Below are 20,316 nucleotides of genomic sequence, written 5' to 3' on the forward strand. Positions count from 1 at the left end.
GATCAGTTATTTACGATCGTACTTGTGTAATAGATCGCCGGGTCAGTCATTCCACCCCGTCTCCAACCGCCGGGAGAGAGAAGCGAGCCGCGGCGTGGCGTATTGAGAATATCAAATCCAGGGACGATCTCCGTCGGGGTACTCCGCGTGGACGTTGACTTCGATGGCGTTTGCCGCCCGCATGACCTTCTCCGGGAACTCCTCGCGGAAGCGGTCGCCGCTCCAGTTACTCGCCGACCCCGAGAGACTGACTGCTCCGAGGACGTGCTCACCGTCGTAGAGGATCGGAGCGCCGACCGCACGGATCCCCTGCATCTGTTCCTGATCGTTCAGTGCGAACCCGCGTTCCCGGATGTCCTCGAGTTCCGCGGCGAGTTCGTCGGGATCCGTGATCGTCGAGGACGTATAGGAGACGAGCCCGTGGTCGTGGATGATCTCCGCGACTCGGTAGTCCGGCATGTGGGCGAGAATCGCCTTCCCCGCCGAAGTACAGTGGAGGTGGGTCTGTGGCCGGTCTCGTTTCCGTGGATGAAACTCCGTCCCGATCGCGTCCTCGCCGAACGCCTCGTGTAACACGACCAGTCGGCCGTCGTACTCGGTCATGAGGTGTGCGGTGGCGTTGCTGCCGTGTGCGAGTCGGTGGAGCTCCGCTTTGGCGGCCCGATAGAGGTCGTTTTGCAACCGAACGTGTTCCCCGTAGGGTAGTAGCTCGAGGCCGAGTCGGTACTCCCCGTCGTATTTGCGGACGAATCCACGTGACTCGAGGGTCGCGAGATACGTGTGTGCCGTCCCTGGCGACAATCCGACGGCGTCGGCTAGCGCCGAAACCGTCGTTCCTCCTGTCTCTCGCAGGTGCTCGAGGATGTCACAGACCCTATCGGCGGACTGAATTCGTCGCGGTTCGTCCGGGCTCATACTGCAGGCGATGGCTCCGAGGTCCAAGACTCTTTTGCTCACATCAAACGGTCCGACCGACTTCGGATAACCATACAAAATAGCGATAGCTAATCGCACTGCATGAAACTACAGTTTTCACGTATATCTCGTAAATATACTCTTGCTATGACTGGTAGGAATATCATAGTGACGACTGAACCGGGTTACCTATCCGATCGACTTGGTATTGGCGTCCAGGTGGTAACCACGAGTTGAACGTCCGGTGTGTTCGTCGTACGTTCGACCGTTCCTTACATCCATACTACTGTAAATTCTGAACGGACGTTGGAATCATCGACGCAGTATCTAGCTATCTCCCCACTATATTCGGGCGAATTACAAAAATCGTCCAAAACGAGTGTACGGATATTTGTGTAACGCGATATGCCAATCTTTCGAGTATTGTAATACACAAGTCTTGAATCCGAGTGTCCGCGCGTACGCGTATTCACGGCGTGTCCGTCGTACTGTACATCTCTTCCCGCTGTCCAAACCGCTAGTGGCGGTCCAAGCCTGAACTGATGGGTCGAACCCTGCGGTGTCGTCCGATTCGACCCATCAGTCGACGGTTAGAGTGAGAGAACATGACGACGAAGCACGAGAACGTTCTCCAATAGCGAACAACCACGAACGACGGAAGATCGGAGGAGCTCCGACCGTATTAATCGGTCTCGTCGCGCGTCTCTGATACTGTCGTACAGCAGTTAGAGAACCGTCGAGCGCGACGTTGCGTCCCTCACCCGCGGGGACGACCACAGTCGCGTGACCGAACTATGAATAGTGCTGTCCGACAGTATGACTACATACTGAAACTGCCAACGACTGGTATTCGTGGAAAGTATTGAGTAACTGGATAGCGACGAATCGAACACTATGGCGTCGAACGTGTGTAGCGGGTGGGACAACTCCGACTGCGAGGGGACGGAACACTGTCCACCACGTTGTCCGCGATATATCGACGACGCGGGCGATCCCGTGCTGATTGAACTCTACGATGTACCGGTCGACGAATCGTTGCTCGCGATGTACGACGCGGTCGAGACCACGACGATGGCACTTCCACCGGACGACCCCGCCGAACGCAAGCGGTGGTTGCGACGGCTCACGAGCGAGGGCTGGAATCTAGTTGCGACCTGTAACGACGAAATCGTCGGCCACGTCGCCGTCGTTCCCGCCGACGCCTCCGAACCGGAGTTCGTGATCTTCGTCCACCCGCAGTACCAGAACCGCGGTATCGGAACGGAGTTACTCGAGCACGTCGTTGCTCACGCTGACCACCGGGAACACGACGAACTTCAGCTTAACGTCTCCCGTGACCGTCCCCGTGCGATCGCCGTCTACGAAAAGGTCGGGTTCAACGTCACCAGCACGAACGTGATCGACCTCGAGATGGCACTACCGCTCGAGGAGCCGATCGTCACGGCCGTCCAGCAGCCGCCGGCTGACAGGGATCGGTAACGACAGGTTCGGCGACGTCGCCGCCCCCAACGGTTGTTCGCTACCGAGAAACGCTGTATGTGAACTAATGACTCCCAACAGTGTGGTGGGGGTGACGAGAGAAAGACGTACGCATCCATAATGTGAAGCTGACCCGTTTTCACCGCTCGTGCCCGCCACTCTATCGCCGAGTGTAATACTAAGGCGACCTATATCGAACTCTGTCACCTCAAAGACGAGCTACAGTGGACAACCACAACTACTATGATGCCGTGGTCCGTCACTGCTCATCATGAGCGGAGATACGACTGATAAACCAGCACTGGTCGCGGGCGCTGGACCCGTCGGTATGACGGCCGCACTCGCGTTGAACGCACGCGGTATCGATACGGCGATCCTCGAGGCGGAGCCAGAGGATCGGGACCGAGCGGGAAGCCGCGCGATCTACGTCCACGGCGCGACGCTGCGGACGTTCGAGCGAATCCATCCCGGGCTCGGTACGGACCTCGTCGACGAGGGCCTCGTCTGGCCGACTCGCCGAACGCTGTACAAGGGCAAGGAAGTATTCAACCGGACGTACAACTCGCCGGGTGGATCGGGTGACATCCCACACTTCACCAGCATTCCACAGGTCGTCACCGAGCAGTACATGCTCGAGGCACTCGAGGAAGCCGGCATCGAGATCCACTGGGAGTCGGAGGTCGCCGCCGTCGACTCCTCGCCCGACGGCGTCACCGTCGAGACGACCGACGGCGACGTGTGGGAAACGGAGTATCTGATCGGTGCTGACGGCGCCGGTTCGACGGTTCGCAAGGAGATCGGCGCGAACTTCGAGGGCGATCAGTCCGAGAACGCCTTCATCATCGCCGACATCGAGGACGAGGAGATCGACGACGATCACCCCGACCTCGAGCGGCTGTTCCACTACGATGCACCCGAAGCCGACGGTCGCAACGTCTTGCTCGTCCCCTTCACGGGCGGCTGGCGGCTCGACATCCAGTGTATCGAGGGCGACGACCCCGAAGAACTCAGCAGCGAAGAGCGGATGCGGGAGTTCGTCAGCGACATCATGGGCGAGGAGTACGCCGACGACCTGCAGTGGGTCTCGACGTATCACTTCCTTCAGGTCCAGGCGGACACGTTCGTCGACGAACACCGCCGCGTGCTGCTCGCCGGCGAGGCGGCCCACCTGCTTGCCCCCTTCGGTGCACGCGGGATGAACTCCGGGGTTCCAGACGCTGACGAGGCCGCCTCGGCCATCTCGGTCGCACTCGACGCACAGACGGAAGCAGTCGCACACAACGAAGTCGAACTGTTTGCGGCACGCCGCGAGAAGGCCGCCGAGTACAACATCGGCGCGGCCGGCCAGGCCCTCGAGTACCTCCAGGGCGACGACCCGGTGACGGTGCTTCGCAAGGAGGTCGCCGCCGAGATGTCCGACCACTTCGAAACCGCCGGTGAGTGGCTCGACGACGCACCGTACGGCCCCCACGAGGGGCCACCGATCGTCTCGACCGGCAACTACTAAGCGCGCACTGAAACCGTTTTCCGCGGTCGACACTCGTTTTCGACGGACTGGCTCCGACTACCGGTTCACTCGAGTACGACGTCTCGAATGTGAGCCACAGCCCTCGCCGACTCTGCCTTCTGATCTTCGATGGACAGCAGCGCGACTCGTCGATCGATGCCTATGAAAAGGAGACAGGTCGTTCGATCTCCAGTCTGTTAGACCAGATCCAGTCGCTTGGCGACCCAGTGGTCACGGGCGGCCAGCACGAACGATTCCTCGTCGTCGAACTCGGTCGACTCGGCGACGAACTCGTCCCACCGGCCGTGGGGGACGGTCTCGAGGTCGGCGGCGGAGTCGGCCTCGCTTGGACTGGCTGCGACCAGTTCGTCGAACGACCCGAACTCGGTTCGTTCCTGAACGAACGCGTCGTCGAACACGTCTTCGATCGGGACTTCCTCGTCTTCGTCGTAGACGTCGTCGACGTCCGGAAGGTCCTCTTGCTTCGCTGTAACGTCCTCGATGTCTGTCTCGAGTACCATACTCGTAGTTAGATCCAGGTCTATGTAAATCCATTCCATTTGTTGTCGGTGCTTGTAATGCGAATCGATGTTTCGGTCGATCAGTTCACGCCACCGACGCCCCTGCAGTCACCGAGCCCCGATGACACGTCCCGAATTCTGATTATCGACGAGTTCGTACACCACGTATGGTCTGTGTAACTGATGCGAGACGACAGTCACACACAGTGATCCCTCGTCCGAACCGAATCGGTGACGGTAGCGGACTGCGACGCGGGATCGGACACGGCCGTTCGGACGTCCACGGGGGTGGCGCATGACTGACCCAGCGTATCTCGTCGGCGGCGGCGGGCGTGGTCTCGGTGCTGCCACCGCATGGGAACTCGCAAGCGAGGGGGCGAACGTCGTGGTCTCCGATCTCGGAACCGCGGTCGACGGTAGCGGTTCGGATCCGGAACCGGCCCGCGAGGTCGCCGCGTCGATCGACGACGAGATCGATGGGGCGTCTGCGGTCGCTCACTTCGGCGACGCCGCCGATGCCGACGACGCCGCGGACGCCATCGAAACGACCCTCGAGGCGTTCGGCCGGCTAGACGGCGTCGCAAACTTCGCGGGAATCCTCCGCGACGGTATGTCCTGGACGTTGTCCGACGAGGACTGGGACGAGGTCGTCCGCACTCACCTCCGAAGCAATTTCACGCTGTTGCGAAGCGCGGTCGGACACTGGCGGGAAGCGGACGATCCGCCCACGGATCGATCGTTTCTGGCCGTCAGCTCCAAGGGTGCGCTGGGTAACGTCGGTCAACTCGCCTACGCGAGCGCGAACGCCGGGATCCTCGGGTTCGTCCGTGCGGCCTCGACGGAGCTTCACCGCCAGGACGTTCGGGTCAACGCGCTCGTGCCCAACGGCTACACGCGGATGACCGAGTCGATCCCCGAAGAACATCGCCCGTACACGCGCGAGGAGATGCCGCCCGAGGACGTCGCTCCCGCCGCGGCGTACCTGCTGAGCGAGGCGGCCGCCGACGTTACCGGTGTTACGGTGACGGCCGCGGGCGACGAGATCGGGATCCTTTCGGAGCCGCGTCAGACCCGGATCGGTGTCGCCGAGGACGGCTGGACGGTCGATTCGATCGACGAGACGTTCGACTCGCTCACTGCGGGCTACGAGACTACACGGACGGACCGCTTCCTGTAAGAGCCGTCCGCTCCCGAAACTCCACGATGTGGTAGCCGCTCTCGATTCCGAACCTCGGGATCCTCCAACACACTTATGATGATTCTTCCGGAAGTATCCAGTATGGCAGAGCAAGAGCCCGAAGACCGCATAGAACTGACTTCGGATACTCGGGACCTCCTCGAGGAGAACAATCTCCGGCCGTTGTGGGAGGTCGAGAACACGATGGGAACCGTCTACGACGACCTCGAAGCGGAGATCTGGAAGTGGGACGATATCAAGCAGGTGATCGACAACGTCGAAGAGGACATGCCCATCGAGGAGCTCCCGCCGGGCTTTCAGCGCCGGGTTGCCGTCCCGATCAACACCGGGATGGACAACGCCATCTCGAACACGATCTACGTCGGTGTCCAGACCGTCTCGCCGGGTGAGACGGCGCCGTCCCACCGCCACGGAGCCAATGCTCTGCGCTTTACGATCGACGGTCACGAAGACATGAAAACGGTCGTCGCGGGCGAGGAGTTCCCCATGGAGAACAACGACCTCATCACGACGCCTCAGTGGGAGTGGCACGACCACGTCAACGATTCCGACGAGACGGCGATGTGGCTCGACGTACTGGATCTGCCGCTGGTGCTCGACTCGCTGAACGCCTCGAACGTCTTCGAGAACCACGAACTCGAGCGCCAGCCGGTCACCAAGACCCAGGGCTATTGGGACTCCCAGTACGGACAGGCACGACCTCCTGAAGCGTCCAAAAGCGACGGGATCCCCGGACCGTTCGAGGGAATCCGCGAGCCGACGCCGCCCCACCGCTTTAGCTGGGAGGAGACTATCCAGACGCTTCGTCAGCGTGCGGACAACAACACGCCCGACCCCTACGATGGGTACAACATGGCCTACGTCAACCCGACGACGGGCCAGCCGCCGCTGTTCCCGACGATGTCGTTCCGGGCCCAACTCCTCCAGGAGGAAACCGAGGCCCACTTCCACAACGCCACGGAGGTCTACTTCGTCATCGAGGGTGAAGGCGCGACCCACGTCGGTGGCGAGACCCTCGAGTGGGGACAGTGGGACATCTTCGTGATCCCGCCGGACGAGCCACACCACCACGAACCCGACGGCGAGGAAGCGATCCTCCTGGGTATGACCGACCGTCCGGTGTTCGAGGCGTTCAACTTCTACGCCGAGTCCGCCATCGACGAGTAATACTCCCGAACAACCACGACTCGTCTTCCGGTTGTGCCGGAACTGGCTTCCGGCAGTCCGTATCCTTTATGCGTCGGTGTCCCTAGAAAATCAGTATGGCAGAGTTCGAGAACCCGTACGCGGAGCACGATCCGTTCGTCCGGGCACACTTCGACTGTCTGGACTGTGGTGGCAAGCTCTGGGAGTACGCGATCGACGGACAGATGGTGTGTGAAGACTGTCGCAGTGTGTTCCCGTCGGAAGACGTCTTCGACGATCAGATCGAGGCAAGCGGCTGACCGGATTGGCTTCCGGCTCCCCACTCGCCGAAGTGGCGACTCGAGTCGCAGTCCTGCTCCGGTTTCGGGAGCGAAATCCTTCACCATTTTTCGGACGGGCAAAATCCGAGAAAGGATGATTTATGTGGGCGCGTCGCAGTGGTTCTACCATGCGACTCGTCAGATTCAACGACGATCGACTCGGCCTGCTGACCGACGACGACGGTATCGTCGACGTCACCGACGAACTCGGTCTCGAGACGAACGACCCGCTCAAGGAGTACGCTCGCAAGGACCTCGATGCCAGCGAGTACGAAGAGGAGGACGCCGACTACGACCGTGAAGAGGTAACCATCGAATCGCCCGTCCGCCGACCCGGTAAGGTCATCGCCGCGCCGCTGAACTACGAAAACCACGTCGAGGAGGCGCTGGCCGACAAGGACATCGTCACCGAGGAGTGGTTCACCATCGAGGACAAGGGCTACTTCCTCAAAGCCCCCTCGAGCGTCGCCGGTCCCGAAGACGGTATCGAACTCCCCTTCAACGACCGACGCGTCGACCACGAGATCGAACTCGCGTTCGTCATGGGTGAGGACGTCAAAGACATCGACGCCGAGGACGTCTGGGACGCCGTCCTGGGGTACACCATCCTGCTCGACGTCTCCGTCCGCGGTGACCAGGACCGTTCCAACCGCAAGTCCTACGATACGTTCACCATTATCGGTCCCTGCGTCACGACGCCCGACGAGTTCGACGACCCCCACGATCTCGAGATGGAACTCCAGCTCAACGGCGAGACCAAACAACAGCAAAACACCGGCGGGATGATCTACAGCTGTGCCGACGTCGTCGAGTACGCCTCGATCGGCGCGACGATCGAAGCCGGCGACGTCATCACTACTGGGACGCCGGAAGGCGTCAGCCCGCTCGCCGACGGCGACACCATCGACGCCGAGATCGAAGACGTTGGCCAGATGACCGTCGACGTCACCGAACGCGACGTCGCCTTCGAGGACGTCGACGTCCAGAAGAGCCAGCAAGACAACTAACGACTGACGGCGGTCCGACCAACGACGATTCTTTCGGCGGTATTTTTTCGACGCGGACACGTTCACCGAAGCACGCTATCGGGAGCGGTAGCCGTCGCTTTTCGTCGCCCACGAGTGATACGGATTGCTGTCCCGATCTCTCACCGATCACAAGCGCGGGAGCGGCGATCGGCGGGACGTGACGACGGCCGTGCTGGGCTATTCGGCGAAGTACTCCGTCTGGACCGTCTCCCGCTCGATGGTGCCGGTGTCGGTTCGCGGAAGCGAGTCTTCTATTACGACGTACTCGCGTGGGCGTTTGAAATTCGCCAGTTCGTCGTGGTTCTTGCAGAATCGGTCGAGATCGTCGGTCTCGAGGTCTTCGGACTCGGTACAGACCACACAGGCGACACGGTGGCCCCACTCCTCGTCCTCGAGACCGACGACGGCGGCTTCCTCGACGTCTGTGTGGCCTTCGATGACCTCCTCGACCTCCTCGGGATAGATGTTCTCGCCGCCGCTGACGATCATGTTGTCGATACGACCGACGATATACAGGAAGCCATCCTCGTCGACGTCGGCGCAGTCACCCGTCCGGATCCACTCGTCGTCGACGAGCAGCCAGTCGGCTGCCTCCGGGCGGTCCATGTAGCCGTCACACGTGCCGGGGCCGCGAACGAGAACCTCGCCAGTCTCGCCGGGAGCGACCGTTGCTTCGGGATCGGGCTCGTCGTCGGGATCGACGGCCTCGACGACCCGGACTTCGGAAACGAACGACTCCTTGCCGATCGTCCCTGGATGCTCGGCCTGAACCGACGGATGGGCGAAGGTCAGGTTCGGCCCGCCCTCGGTCAACCCGTAGGTGTTGTAGATGCCCTCGGTCAGGTACGTCGAGGCCTTTTCGACGAGCGACTCCGTGACGATCGAACCGCCGGTCCGGATATACGAGAGGGAGTCGATGTCGTACTCGGCCTCGCGCTGGCAGTCTGCCAGTGCGTGTAGCTGGGTTGGGACGGCGAGGACGCCGGTGACGTCGTGGTCGTCGGTGAGTCGCAACGCCTCGTCGGGGTCGAAGTCGGACTGGACGACCAGCGTCGCCCCCGCCTGAAGGTGTGGGAGGATCCAGGCGTCACAGGTCACCATGTGATACCACGGTGACGTGACCAACGCCGTGTCCGTCTCCTCGATTCCCATCTCCATGACCACCTGGGTGCTGCCGTGCCACAGCTGTTCCTGGTCGAACAGCACTGCCTTCGGCGTGCTCGTCGTCCCACTCGTGTAGAACACGCCGTGTTCGTACTCCGGATCCGGCTCGACGTCGGCCGTCGAGGCATCCGAGAGAACGACGTCGTAGGAGTCGACGGCTTCGTGATCGATCGGTTTCTCGCCCGCGTGAATCCCATACTCGAGGGCGGAGCGATCGAGGACCTCGAGGGCCGTGTCGGCGTTTTCGTCGTCGAAGACGAGAACGGCCGCGTCAGTCGGCTCGAGCATCGAGACGAGTCCGCCTGGACTGTCGCGAAACGGAAGTTGCACGTTGCCGATCCCACGCTTTTGACTCGCGATCATCGTCTCGATCGCCGCGTAGCCGTTGTTCGCGAGAGTTGCGACTCGACGATCGGCGACCTGCTCGTTCAGGGCGTTTGCGAGCCGCGTCGTCCGCTCGTCTAACTCCCCGTATGTCACCGACTGACCGTCGTCGAAGACGAGGGCGATATCCGACGAATGTCGCCGGACGGAGCGGTTGAAGGAATCGATGAAATACATACAGACTATGTGTGGTGACCGTTACCGAAGGTATTAATTATTATGGAAAACCCGCTCGAGACGCTCCCGAGACGGGTGGCGACTGTGCACCTCGTTCTGTCCGGTAGTACCAGTGACGTCAGGAGACCGTATGAATCGCTATCCGTACACGAGTCGAAGTTCGATGTCGTCGACGGCTTCGAGCAACGCCCCGTACAGTTCGTCCTCGATGCGGTCTTCGGTGAGACGGTTGGCGGCACCAGCGATCGTCACAGCCGCAACCGGGCGTCCGTCGCTGATGATCGGCGTCGCGATCGCGTGGAGCCCTCGCAGATCCTCCTGGAAGTTCATCGCGTACCCGCGCTCGCGTGCCGCCTCGAGTTCGTCGAACAACACCTGCCGATCAGTGATCGTGTTCTCTGTCTGGGCCGGCAGACCGTGACGATCGATGATCTCTTCGACCTCTTCTCTGGGAAGATCAGCGAGAATCGCCTTCCCCGCCGAGTTCGCGTGGAGGTAGACCCACTTCCCGATCGTCGAATCGAACGAGAACGATTCGTTCTGCGGAACGCCGTAGACGAACATTCCAAGCCCGTTTTCGTGGACGATAAGCCAGGCCGCCTCGTCAGTCTCGGCGGCTAACCGGTCGATTCGATCCTTCGCGGCGTGGTAGACCTCGTACTGATTTCGAACGTGGACACCGGTGTTGAAGAACTCGAGTCCGAGGCGATAGTAGCCGTCTTCGTTGACGACGTATCTATTGCGCTCGAGACTCACGAGATGTTTGTGTACGGTACTTTTTGCCAATCCGAGCCGGTCAGCGAGTTCGGTCACTCCTGCGCCGTTGGTCTCTTTAAGGGCTTCTATGATGGCGAACAGTGTGCCATTCGATTTGATTGATCGTCCAGAACGCTCACGTCCTTCCATAGCTAGTGTATTGGAAACATACTGCTAAAGCATTCTGTTTGATTTCTGCTCTCTACCATATATCGTAAATACCGGAAATTCGGTTCTGTGAAACCACGAGAAATCGATCGAGTGGACAGCACTCAGTGTGTCCGATCGTTCGAGGGTGTTGGTCGTGGTGCCAGACAGCACGGGTGGACACTCGCCGCCCTGTCCAGGAACCCGCCTGTGTGGCGATCGGCAGGAGATCGGAACACCAGTCCGTAGCAGTGACTGCTGTCCGGCAGTATCACGATCAGGAAACTCCCTTGGCTATCGGGAGTCACGATATCTCGAGGACAGAGAAAGCCTGTGATATATAGTTCTAACAGCATAAATAGTTCTATTGAATGTTGTGCATATAGAGCAACATACTTGGGTCTGAGTCGACGGTCGACGGCACAGTCACCAGCGACTTGGAATCGCGATTTCGTATCGTTAAGTCGGACAAAGAGGCGTTGGCCGCCGTATTACCGATAGACCCACTATCGTATCGAATAGTCTGTACTAGCGCACAGTAGTTCGCGTCTATTACTGATATTTGTGGGTAAATAATCTATCTAAGATCATAAAAAACGGCTCGGGGCGGAAGTTGCTTGTAGGGTATTCAAGAGCTAGCACTCGTTCGACAGGCAGGCCAATATTGCTCTACTTTGGCAACATCATAGAGGGAATTGCTGAAATAATAATTTGAATGATTGGTTGCTCGTGGCAAACGACTCGAGACGAGAGCTATTTCAGATACAATAGGTGAGGTAGGTACAATAGGTACTCTACCTATTGCACCGATTGTATCAATTGTACCTACTCCAGATACGGTACAGTAGCTATGCGGAGGAGGGCCGTGCCAGATTGTCGAAACGAGTGGACGGCCGGACAGCCCGTCGGCAGACGATCAACTCGAGCGCAGTCCCAGCCGACCGTGTCGAGGTCGAATCGGTAGACATACCCACCTGGACTCACGACGTCCGGTAATGCGACTCGCACGGATCGCGACTTCCGATGGACCGGTTACCGGACAGTACGACGACGGCGTCGTCCACGCCGACGACGAGAGCTACGAAGTCGGCGTCGACGGCGATCTCTTGCCGCCTTGTGAGCCATCGGCGCTGTACTGTGTCGGCCGCAACTACGCGGAAACCTTAGATCAGATGGAGTACGAGCGCCCCGAGGAACCCGACTTTTTCATCAAGCCGCCGACGTCCCTGGTGGCACACGAGGAGCCGATTCCCTATCCCGAGTTCACGGACGAACTGACCTACGCCGGCGAGCTCGCGGCGGTCATCGACGAACCGTGCCACGACGTCTCGGAGGACGAGGTCCCCGACGTCGTCCGTGGGTACACGATCATGAACGACGTCGACGCCCTCGACCAACAGGGCCGAACCGCACGGAAAGCGTTCGACGGCTCCGGACCGCTCGGCCCGTGGATCGAGACCGATGTCGATCCGACTGGAATCGATATGTGGACGGACGTAAGCGGTGAACGACGACAGGACGCAAACACGGAACTGATGTTGTTCGATCCCTACGAGATACTCTCGTATCTCTCGAGACGGTTTACGTTCCAACCGGGTGACGTCGTCGCGTTCGGCAGCCCTGCGAACCCCGGACTCATCGAACCCGGTGATGCCGTCGAGATCACGTACGAGGGGGTTGGAACCCTTCGGAATCGAGTCGTCGATACGGGCGAGTAGAAAACGGCCTGGACACGTCAAGCGGATCGTGTGTACGCCGGCACTGATCGACAGGGGCCCGTCTCGGCCATGGACACCGATCACGATGGCTCCGGGCGTCACTACTGCTCGTTTCGGTCCGTAGCGTACCCACAGCACAGTACGATTGATTTGTAGCTATTTTCGGATTTGGCATTTTAGAAATTGTATTGCATGACTAAATTTCGATTATGTATGTATCGCATCTTCTACCATCATATTTATTAATATGGTTCTGATGCGTATTGTGTGAGGTGTTTGCAATGGACATAGGGGCAATACTGTCGACCCACCGAAATCCGTGTACAGGGGGTAACTACATCAGTCGACTCGAGTCGACGGGAGGTCCTGAAAGATGGTTGTAGAGACACTCGCTGCGGCGTTACCGCTGGTGGTCGTCGCAATCTTGATCGTCGGGCTGCTGTGGCCGGCGACGTATGCGATGCCGATCGCGTGGGGCGTTGCACTCGGGATCGGATACGTCATGTGGAACAATCCCCCCGAGTATCTCGCGGCAGCGTCGATCGTCGGAGTGATGACGGCTCTCGAGATCCTCTGGATCGTTTTCGGCGCGCTCGTCTTGCTGTATACGCTGATGCAGGCTGGTGCGTTTGATCGGATCAACGAAGGGTTCACGGCGATATCGGACGATCGACGCGTTCAGATCGTCCTGCTTGGCTTTCTACTCGCGACGTTCATCGAGGGCGCTGCCGGCTTCGGGACGCCGGCTGCGGTCGTCGCACCGCTGTTGCTCGCGCTTGGGTTCCCGGCGCTTGCAGCGGTGCTCGCTGCGCTGATCGGACACATCATCGCCGTGACCTACGGCGCAGTGGGAACTCCGATCATCGTCGGCATCCAGGACCCCCTCGAGAGCGTCGCGTTCACACAGGAGGCGATCCAGGCCGAGGGGATGACCGTCGCCGAGTACTCGGTCGAAGTCGCCGCCTGGGCAGCCACCTACCACGCGCTGGTCGGGTTCGTGATGCCGCTGTTCGCCGTCGGGATGGTCGTCTACTTCTTTAGCCCGAAAGACGAACGCTCACTCGAGCCAGCACTCGAGGTCTGGCCGCTCTGTCTGTTCGCGGGGATCGCCTTCGCCGTTCCCTACTGGCTCTCGGCGTGGTTCCTGACGGCCGAGTTCCCGGCGTTGATCGGATCGATGGTCGGCACCGCGATCGTCATTCCCGCTCTCAAGGCCTGTCTCTTACCCATAACTCATCTCTACTGAGAAAAATCAACCAAATTCCGCCCGATATGAATAGATCAGTCAGGAAGGAATCATTATTGATACTGGCTTACGACTTTCAGAGGCTGGACAGTCTGTGACCCTGAACAAAAGCTGGATTCACGGAGAGTCTCGCTGAATGAGCGGCTGTGGCGCTCATTCAGCACCCAGTTCGTAGCCTTCTGCCCACATGCGGAGCTTCTGAAGCCCTTTCCACATCGTCTCCCAGCCTGGAGGAGGATCTGAACCGCGGTCTAAATATCCGCCAAGCTTCGCCACATGTACCGCGTAGGCTTTCCCGCTTTGACCGCTCAGTTCTGGAAATTTCGTTTCCAGAACTGCGCGTTCGGCCTCGCTTAACAAGATCTCTGGAGCAACTGAACTCTCTCCACGGGCTAGCTCTCGTAACTCCAAGACCTTCCAGGCAATCACTGAATACACGCTCAACAACACTTCCATACGCTCCCACGTTTGCAGTTGCCGTTCTTCGATTTTACAACCGCTCTTCAGCACCTTGTGCCAGTCTTCGATCCGCCAGCGAAGGCCGTAGTACTCGATAATGGCTAGAATATCGTCGAACGTTTCGACCGATTCAGTGGTGAGTAACACCCACTGAATCGGATCGCCAGTCCCATTGACTTCATCCACTCTCACCACATTCACTTTGACGGACCCTTCTTGATCCGGATTATTTCGCGGTGCGCGCAACTCACAGGTTCCTGCAGTGATTGAGACTTCGGCTGTTCTGGCTTCTCGTCCACCGCCTTGTTGAATCTCGATGGAGTTGCGACCTCGTTCTGCGAGGTCGCTACTCCAATCGAAGAGTTTCCCACCTTCACCACCTTCTGTCAAGACTCGTCGGTTTTGATTGGCTCGAACAACGAAACCAGCGTTAGCACTCTCCTTGCTCAGTTCCTCGTACAACGAGAAGGCGTCCCCACCTCGGTCATGGACAAAAATCGGACGCACGTCTTCGGGAAGCCACTCGGCGGCTTCCCTATCCCCACGCAACCACTTTTCATGCTCGTTCTCAAGGAGAATTGGGTCGTCTTTGCCGTTTGTGCTGTAAGTGTTGCCCGCCTGTTGGTCCTCGACCAGCACCTGCTGGTCGATGACCCCAGTCATCTGCTGCGTGTCTGGGCGAATACCAACGGAAGTGTGTAATTTGACGCCTTCTACGTCGATATCTGAGGAACTAATATCTCCAAGACCGTCCTTGGCTGGGTGGCGAGGAAAGGTGAGATACGTCGTGTCGGAGACGACCAACAGCTCGTCTCCGCCACTCACCCGTGATCGCTGTGACTGCCTGTGAGCAGAGAGAATCTCGGTCGGTTCCACACTCTCATTATCGCAAAATCGGTATGTAGCCTTTGTGGACGCCCAGTCCTCGCAGGAAGCCGGGATGGACTCGGCAGGTGAACTGCCGAGTTCATCCCCGAGTTGGACCAATCGATCGGTAAGACGCTTGTCTCCGAACTCCGCTGCCCGAAACTCCGTCCGAATCCAACCTGATACATCCATGTCACACAACTCCCCGTCATCGTTCAGATCAGGTCGCCAACTCCGCTGATCTCGTCCCATCTCCCAGCCTCAACTTCTCAGCTACGGGAATAGAATTTGTGGGTAAGAGACAGCTCTCAAGGCGGGGTACTTTCTGCCCGAGGAGAAGTGGGATTTCCCGCCGCGAGAGGAGTGGCCCAGTCACTGGGTCGGAACGATCGAACCGGGTGAGAACGGCGGTGGAACGACGGCCGCGACGAACGGCGGACGGGCGATGTCGCTGTTCCGAGCGTGGTCGCCGTACATCTTCCTCGTCGTGTTGCTGGTGATCACCCGCGTGATCGAACCGATCACGGAGTTTTTCACCAGTTCGCTGTTCGTCCTCGAGTGGTCGAACATCCTGGGGACGGGACACGCCGCAGCGATCGAGTGGGGCCACGCTCCCGGCCTGTGGCTGCTCGTGAGTGCGCTCGTCGCGATCCCACTCTTTGGGATGAACACCGACCAGGTCAGCAAAGCGTGGCGTGAAGCCGGAGAGAAGATCGTCTCCCCGCTGATCGCGCTCGTGTTCGTTATCGCGATGGTCCAGGTGATGTTGCTCTCCGGTGCCCCCGATAGTGCGCCGGAGGTCGGAAGTATGATCGAGGTGCTCGCGGTCGCGACCGCAGATGTCTTCGGTCCGGCCTACCCCGCTATCGCGGCGTTGATCGGCGCACTCGCCGCAGCGATGACCGGATCGAACACCGCCTCGAACATCACCTTCGGTGCGTTCCAGTTCGAGGCGGCGTCAGAACTGGGCTTCCCGACGCAGATCATCGTCGGTGCACAGGCCGTCGGTGGGGCGATCGGTAACCTCGTCGCGATCCACAACGTCATCGCAGCACTCGCGACCGTCGGCCTCGTCGGCCAGGAGGGACGGATTATCCGGCTGAACCTGATTCCGCTGGTCTACTACGCGGTGTTCGTCGGATTCTGGGCGCTGGTGTTCGTCTACATCATGCCCGATGTGTTGCCAGCGGTGTTCGACGTCTTCTAACAGTACTGTTCGTCTACCGGTTCGATTTTTCTCGCCATCGCGACGTCGCTACGGAACGTTGTCGGCTCGAGTCGGCAGTCTCGGTTCCCGCTCGGACTCACGAAGCCACGACGCGCGAAACGCGACCGCTATCGCTAAAAACTAGCGATGATTACGACCGCGAGAGCTGTTCGTTTACCTTCTCGATGGGATGTGGAGGGTTCTCGTCTCGCGTCTCTCGATCGCCGATCTGACTCCGACAGGAGGCGCCGGGAGCGACTGGCGTCCCGCCACTCTCGTCGAGTTTCTCGTAGAGACGCTCGCCGATCTCCTTCGAGAGGTCGTAGTGTTCGGCTTCGTAGCCGAAGCTTCCGGCCATCCCACAACACGAAGAATCGATCGGATCGACGGCGTAGCCGGCACGGCGGAGCACGCCGACGGCGTGGTGGTCCTTCCCGGCCGCCTTCTGGTGGCAGTGACCGTGATAGGAGAGTCGTTCGTCCGTCTCCTCGAGCGGGAGCTCCTCAACAAGACGGTAGGTATCCAGGTACTCACAGACGCCGTAGGCGTTCGCCGCGACCGTCTCGGCGGCCGCCGTACTCACGAGATCGAGGTACTCGTCCTGAAAAGCCACGGCATCGGAGGGCTCGATGGCGACGACGTCGTAGCCGTCCTCGATGTATTCGGCGAACAGTTCGACGTTCGTCCGAGCACGCTCCTCGGCGGCGTCGAGCATCCCGACCGAGTACGCCGCCCGGCCGCTCGGGGCGGCCTCGTCGGGAATCTCGACGTGGACGTCCGCGGACTCGAGGACGGCGATGGCGGCTTTCCCGGCCCGGGGGTAGCTGTAGTTCGTGTACGTATCGGGGAACAAAACCACCTTTCTGTCGGCCGTTTCCGGGCTCACACGCGAGCCACGCTTCTCGTACCACTCCTGTAAGGATTCCCGCTCGAAGGTGGGAAGCTCACGTTCGGGGGCGATACCGACGACCGTTTCCATCAGGAGACGGCTTCCAGGGAGCTTCTGACCGACGTTCGAAAGCGGCGCGAGCGCGCTTCCGATCCTCGAGAGCGTATCGATGTTGCCGAACAGCCGTTCCCGGAGGCCGACACCCTCGCGTTCGTGGTACTGATACTTGGTCTCGGCTTTGAGCTTCGCCAGGTCGACGCCGGTCGGACAGTCGCTCTTACAGCCTTTACAGCCGACACAGAGATCGAGCACTTCCTCCTGGAATCGTTTCGAGTACAGTTCGTCCTCGGGGAGCTCCCCGGAGATCGCCGCCCGGAGCATGTTCGCCCGCCCACGGGTCGTCGCGATCTCGTCGTTCATCCCCCGATAGGTTGGACACATCACGTCGTCGGTCTGGCGACAGGTCCCACAGCCGTTACACAGCTCCACCAGGTGCGAGAACCCGCCCTCTTCCGAGAAGTCGAGTTTCGTCTGCGGTTCGATCGAGGAGTAACTCGCCCCATACCGGAGGTTCTCGCGCATGTCGGTCGGCTCGTCGTCGGTGTAGACGACCGTTCCCGGGTTCAGTCGCCAGTCGGGATCGAAGGCCAACTTGACCGCCTTGAACGCCTCCCACAGCTCCTCGCCGTACAGCTTCCGGTTGAACGCCGTCCGTGCGAGCCCGTCGCCGTGCTCGCCGGAGAACGAGCCGTGGTGCTCGAGGACGAGGTCGGTGACGTCTTCGGTGATCGACTGCATCGTCTGGATGCCGTCGTCGTCTTTCAGGTCGAGAATGGGGCGGATGTGAAGCGTCCCGCTGCCCGCGTGGGCGAAGTACGCGGCGGACGTGTCGTGGGCCTCGAGGACGTCCATGAACCCCTCGACGTAGTCGGCGAGCTCGGCTGGCGGCACCGTCGCATCCTCGATGAAGGGGTACGGCTTCGGATCGCCCTCGAGGCTCATCAGCAGCGGGATAGCCGCCTTTCGAAGCTTCCAGAGGTCCGCCTGCTCGTCCTCGGTGTAGGCCTCGATAGCATCGAAGGCGTCGCCCTCGTCGACGAAGTGAGCGTTCGTTTGCCCGATCGCTTCCTCGAAGTCGTCGTGGAGCTCCGAGTCGTACTCGAGCATCAGCGCCGCTTCCGTTTCGTCGGGGATCGGCTCCTCGTAGCGGGAGAACTGTTCTGACTCCCGAGCGAGCCTGAACAGTTCGTCGTCCATGAGTTCGACCGCGCTGGGATCGAACTCGAGGGCCTCGGGGACCGCCTCGAGCGCCGCGATCAGGTCGTCGAAACAGTAGAGGACGAGTGCCGTCTCTTCGGGAAGCGTCACGAGACTGATCTCCGCTTCCACGATCACGCCAAGCGTCGATTCTGCGCCGACGAACAGTTTCGAGAGGTTGATGACCTCCTCGCCCGCGTCGTTTTCGTAGATCACCTTGTTGAGGTTGTACCCGGAGACGTTGCGTTTGAGATCCGGGTAGCGGGTCTCGATCTCGTCTTCGTTCTCCTCGACGAGTTCACGAACGGTCCGGTAGATCTCCGCCTCGCGACCGTCTTTCGACACGATCTCCTCGTACTCAGCGGAGTCGAGGACAACCTCACGGGTGTGGATCAGCGAGCCGTCGGCGAGGACGACTTTCAACTCCTCGGTGTAGGCGTCGGTGATCCCGTACCGGACGGAGTGGGCCCCCGTGGAGTTGTTCCCGATCCCGCCGCCGATCGTCGCTCGGTTCGACGAGGCAGGGTCGGGAGCGAACTTGAGCCCGTACTGTTCGACGTGGTCGTCGAAGTGGTCCTGGACGACCCCGGGCTGGACGCGCGCTCGCTGCCGGTCGACGTCGACCTCGAGGATGTCGTCCATGTAGACGGTCATATCGAGCACGACACAGCCCGGTCCCACTGTCTGTCCGCCGAGGGACGATCCGGCCCCACGTGCGATGACCGGCACGTCGTGGTCGGCTGCGACACGAACCGCGTTTCGTACGTCTTCGGTATCTCGAGGGAGAACAGCGCCCGCTGGGCGAGCCTGATAGATACTACCGTCAGTCGCATACAGCACCTGTGCGTATTCGTCGAATCGAACGTCGCCGCTGATAACTGAACGAAGATCGTCCGCGAGTTCGGCGTACTCGCGTACGTCGCTGTAGTCGTGGTCGAGCGTCTCTCGGAACGCCTCGTAACTACCGAGGTCGTCTTGTGGCTTTTCAACAGCCATTATCCGTAATTTCGGACATCAATTATTATAAATCCTGGTGTTAGTTTCACACTCCCATGGCCCTAGTGGCGGTCCACGCCTGAACTGATGGGTCGAATCCTGCGGTGTCGTCCGATTCGACCCATCAGTCGACGGTTGGAACGGTACTAGATCACAGTGAGCGGCCACTGATAGGTCTCCGTTGGCGACGGGACGGCAAAGCGCTCGCTGACGACCTCGACGAAACGAGATGGATCAACGAGTTTAAGAGAGTGCTCGTGAGGGAGTTTGATATGGAACTGATCCATATCAATATCAACGTCGCTGACGCCGACGAAACGATCGAATTCTACGAGCAGTTCGGATTTGAGGAGAGCTGGGAGTTCGAAACGCCTGACGGTGACACCAAAAACCGGTATATCGCCGACGACAACGGAATCGAACTCCAGCTCTCGGATACGACTGGTAACGACGAGTTCGACCAGGGGACGGCGTGGGATCACCTCGCTATCGGCGTCGACGACGTCGACGAAGTCTTCGAGGAGATCGATCACTACGGCGTCGAGAAGGAGCCGGGCGATCAGCCCGAAGCCGGAGCTCGAACGGCGTTCGTCTCCGATCCCGACGGCCGGACGGTCGAACTCGTCGAACCGCTCGACTAGTTCGGCAGTCCACCCTGCTGTTCTCTATTTCAGAAATATAGGGAATCCAGCGACAACGACAGTGTACCATTACACCAATACGGATGTAAATATAGGGTTGTCAGGGGGAACGATAGCTGGACGGAAAACGGGATCGGCATCGGTTTTTCTCTATTCCAGAACGACGCATCGAACCCGTTGGCTCTCGGAAGCGTGTCCATCACACGACGTGACTGTACACGGAGCAGATACGAACGTCGGGAACCGCCCGTGATGGGGTGACCGGTGACGGGCATCTCGGTCGCAGTTCTCTAT

The 20,316-nt window shown here is 59.8% G+C and carries 14 protein-coding genes and 2 pseudogenes; 10 read left to right on the forward strand and 6 right to left on the reverse strand.

The annotated features are described in order from the left end of the window. Positions 1 to 111: 111 nt before the first annotated feature. Positions 112 to 915 (reverse strand): IclR family transcriptional regulator, encoded by an 804-nt coding sequence (locus tag RBH26_RS18475; RefSeq protein ID WP_306759854.1) that lies wholly within the window; start codon positions 913 to 915, stop codon positions 112 to 114. 894 nt (positions 916 to 1,809) lie between these two features. Between RBH26_RS18475 and RBH26_RS18480 the strand changes: the two genes are divergently transcribed. Together RBH26_RS18480 and RBH26_RS18485 are read left to right on the forward strand one after the other, a co-directional pair. Continuing rightward, a complete protein-coding gene (locus tag RBH26_RS18480; RefSeq protein ID WP_306759855.1) occupies positions 1,810 to 2,394 on the forward strand; it encodes a GNAT family N-acetyltransferase in 585 nt (194 codons plus the stop codon). Positions 2,395 to 2,665: 271 nt separating this feature from the next. Then, on the forward strand, positions 2,666 to 3,901 hold the full coding sequence (locus tag RBH26_RS18485; RefSeq protein ID WP_306759856.1) for an FAD-dependent monooxygenase: 1,236 nt from the start codon (positions 2,666 to 2,668) through the stop codon (positions 3,899 to 3,901). A gap of 197 nt (positions 3,902 to 4,098) precedes the next feature. On the opposite strand, the gene RBH26_RS18490 is transcribed toward RBH26_RS18485, so the two are convergent. Beyond that, the gene (locus tag RBH26_RS18490) at positions 4,099 to 4,422 is read right to left on the reverse strand and encodes a hypothetical protein (protein ID WP_306759857.1); all 324 of its coding nucleotides are present in this window, start codon (positions 4,420 to 4,422) and stop codon (positions 4,099 to 4,101) included. Between the two features lie 295 nt (positions 4,423 to 4,717). Here RBH26_RS18490 and RBH26_RS18495 point away from each other — a divergent pair, with 295 nt between their 5' ends. From RBH26_RS18495 to RBH26_RS18510, 4 genes are all read left to right on the forward strand, one after another. Beyond that, complete coding sequence (locus tag RBH26_RS18495; RefSeq protein WP_306759858.1) at positions 4,718 to 5,599, forward strand: SDR family oxidoreductase; 882 nt, start codon at positions 4,718 to 4,720, stop codon at positions 5,597 to 5,599. A gap of 102 nt (positions 5,600 to 5,701) precedes the next feature. Beyond that, the gene (locus RBH26_RS18500) at positions 5,702 to 6,787 is read left to right on the forward strand and encodes a cupin domain-containing protein (protein ID WP_306759859.1); all 1,086 of its coding nucleotides are present in this window, start codon (positions 5,702 to 5,704) and stop codon (positions 6,785 to 6,787) included. 95 nt (positions 6,788 to 6,882) lie between these two features. Next, the gene (locus RBH26_RS18505) at positions 6,883 to 7,065 is read left to right on the forward strand and encodes a hypothetical protein (protein WP_306759860.1); all 183 of its coding nucleotides are present in this window, start codon (positions 6,883 to 6,885) and stop codon (positions 7,063 to 7,065) included. Positions 7,066 to 7,214: 149 nt separating this feature from the next. Further along, positions 7,215 to 8,093: a fumarylacetoacetate hydrolase family protein gene (locus RBH26_RS18510; protein WP_306759861.1), complete on the forward strand. Its 879-nt coding sequence runs from the start codon at positions 7,215 to 7,217 to the stop codon at positions 8,091 to 8,093. A 198-nt stretch (positions 8,094 to 8,291) separates the two neighbouring features. On the opposite strand, the gene RBH26_RS18515 is transcribed toward RBH26_RS18510, so the two are convergent. Beyond that, positions 8,292 to 9,839, reverse strand: a complete 1,548-nt coding sequence (locus RBH26_RS18515) for an AMP-binding protein (RefSeq protein ID WP_306759862.1) — start codon at positions 9,837 to 9,839, stop codon at positions 8,292 to 8,294. Between the two features lie 138 nt (positions 9,840 to 9,977). After that, on the reverse strand, positions 9,978 to 10,745 hold the full coding sequence (locus RBH26_RS18520; RefSeq protein WP_306759863.1) for an IclR family transcriptional regulator: 768 nt from the start codon (positions 10,743 to 10,745) through the stop codon (positions 9,978 to 9,980). 992 nt (positions 10,746 to 11,737) lie between these two features. On the opposite strand from RBH26_RS18520, the gene RBH26_RS18525 reads away from it, so the two are divergent. Together RBH26_RS18525 and RBH26_RS18530 are read left to right on the forward strand one after the other, a co-directional pair. Beyond that, a complete protein-coding gene (locus RBH26_RS18525) occupies positions 11,738 to 12,460 on the forward strand; it encodes a fumarylacetoacetate hydrolase family protein (RefSeq protein ID WP_306759864.1) in 723 nt (240 codons plus the stop codon). 373 nt (positions 12,461 to 12,833) lie between these two features. Next, positions 12,834 to 13,676: pseudogene (locus tag RBH26_RS18530) on the forward strand (L-lactate permease); the annotation flags it as partial. A gap of 183 nt (positions 13,677 to 13,859) precedes the next feature. Here RBH26_RS18530 and RBH26_RS18535 read toward each other — a convergent pair. Continuing rightward, entirely contained in the window at positions 13,860 to 15,284 is a 1,425-nt protein-coding gene (locus RBH26_RS18535) for an IS4 family transposase (RefSeq protein WP_247123022.1), read from the reverse strand. Positions 15,285 to 15,339: 55 nt separating this feature from the next. Between RBH26_RS18535 and RBH26_RS18540 the strand changes: the two are divergent. Next, a pseudogene (locus RBH26_RS18540) lies at positions 15,340 to 16,239 on the forward strand (L-lactate permease); the annotation flags it as partial. A gap of 151 nt (positions 16,240 to 16,390) precedes the next feature. Here the strand turns inward: RBH26_RS18540 and RBH26_RS18545 are convergent. Beyond that, positions 16,391 to 19,381 carry an FAD-binding and (Fe-S)-binding domain-containing protein gene (locus RBH26_RS18545; protein WP_306759865.1) on the reverse strand — a complete coding sequence of 997 codons (2,991 nt, stop codon included), beginning with the start codon at positions 19,379 to 19,381 and terminating at the stop codon, positions 16,391 to 16,393. A 272-nt stretch (positions 19,382 to 19,653) separates the two neighbouring features. Between RBH26_RS18545 and RBH26_RS18550 the strand changes: the two genes are divergently transcribed. After that, positions 19,654 to 20,022 carry a VOC family protein gene (locus RBH26_RS18550; protein WP_306759866.1) on the forward strand — a complete coding sequence of 123 codons (369 nt, stop codon included), beginning with the start codon at positions 19,654 to 19,656 and terminating at the stop codon, positions 20,020 to 20,022. Positions 20,023 to 20,316: the final 294 nt, after the last annotated feature.

The organism is Natronolimnohabitans sp. A-GB9 (genome assembly GCF_030848565.1).
Taxonomy (GTDB): Archaea; Halobacteriota; Halobacteria; order Halobacteriales; family Natrialbaceae; genus Natronolimnohabitans.

Coding starts and splice junctions, on each gene's coding strand:
- RBH26_RS18495 (WP_306759858.1), top strand. CDS start 4,718: ATGACTGACCCAGCGTATCTCGTCGGCGGCGGCGGGCGTGGTCTCGGT.
- RBH26_RS18475 (WP_306759854.1), bottom strand. CDS start 915: ATGAGCCCGGACGAACCGCGACGAATTCAGTCCGCCGATAGGGTCTGT.
- RBH26_RS18500 (WP_306759859.1), top strand. CDS start 5,702: ATGGCAGAGCAAGAGCCCGAAGACCGCATAGAACTGACTTCGGATACT.
- RBH26_RS18490 (WP_306759857.1), bottom strand. CDS start 4,422: ATGGTACTCGAGACAGACATCGAGGACGTTACAGCGAAGCAAGAGGAC.
- RBH26_RS18505 (WP_306759860.1), top strand. CDS start 6,883: ATGGCAGAGTTCGAGAACCCGTACGCGGAGCACGATCCGTTCGTCCGG.
- RBH26_RS18535 (WP_247123022.1), bottom strand. CDS start 15,284: ATGGGACGAGATCAGCGGAGTTGGCGACCTGATCTGAACGATGACGGG.
- RBH26_RS18485 (WP_306759856.1), top strand. CDS start 2,666: ATGAGCGGAGATACGACTGATAAACCAGCACTGGTCGCGGGCGCTGGA.
- RBH26_RS18515 (WP_306759862.1), bottom strand. CDS start 9,839: ATGTATTTCATCGATTCCTTCAACCGCTCCGTCCGGCGACATTCGTCG.
- RBH26_RS18545 (WP_306759865.1), bottom strand. CDS start 19,381: ATGGCTGTTGAAAAGCCACAAGACGACCTCGGTAGTTACGAGGCGTTC.
- RBH26_RS18550 (WP_306759866.1), top strand. CDS start 19,654: ATGGAACTGATCCATATCAATATCAACGTCGCTGACGCCGACGAAACG.
- RBH26_RS18520 (WP_306759863.1), bottom strand. CDS start 10,745: ATGGAAGGACGTGAGCGTTCTGGACGATCAATCAAATCGAATGGCACA.
- RBH26_RS18525 (WP_306759864.1), top strand. CDS start 11,738: ATGCGACTCGCACGGATCGCGACTTCCGATGGACCGGTTACCGGACAG.
- RBH26_RS18510 (WP_306759861.1), top strand. CDS start 7,215: ATGCGACTCGTCAGATTCAACGACGATCGACTCGGCCTGCTGACCGAC.
- RBH26_RS18480 (WP_306759855.1), top strand. CDS start 1,810: ATGGCGTCGAACGTGTGTAGCGGGTGGGACAACTCCGACTGCGAGGGG.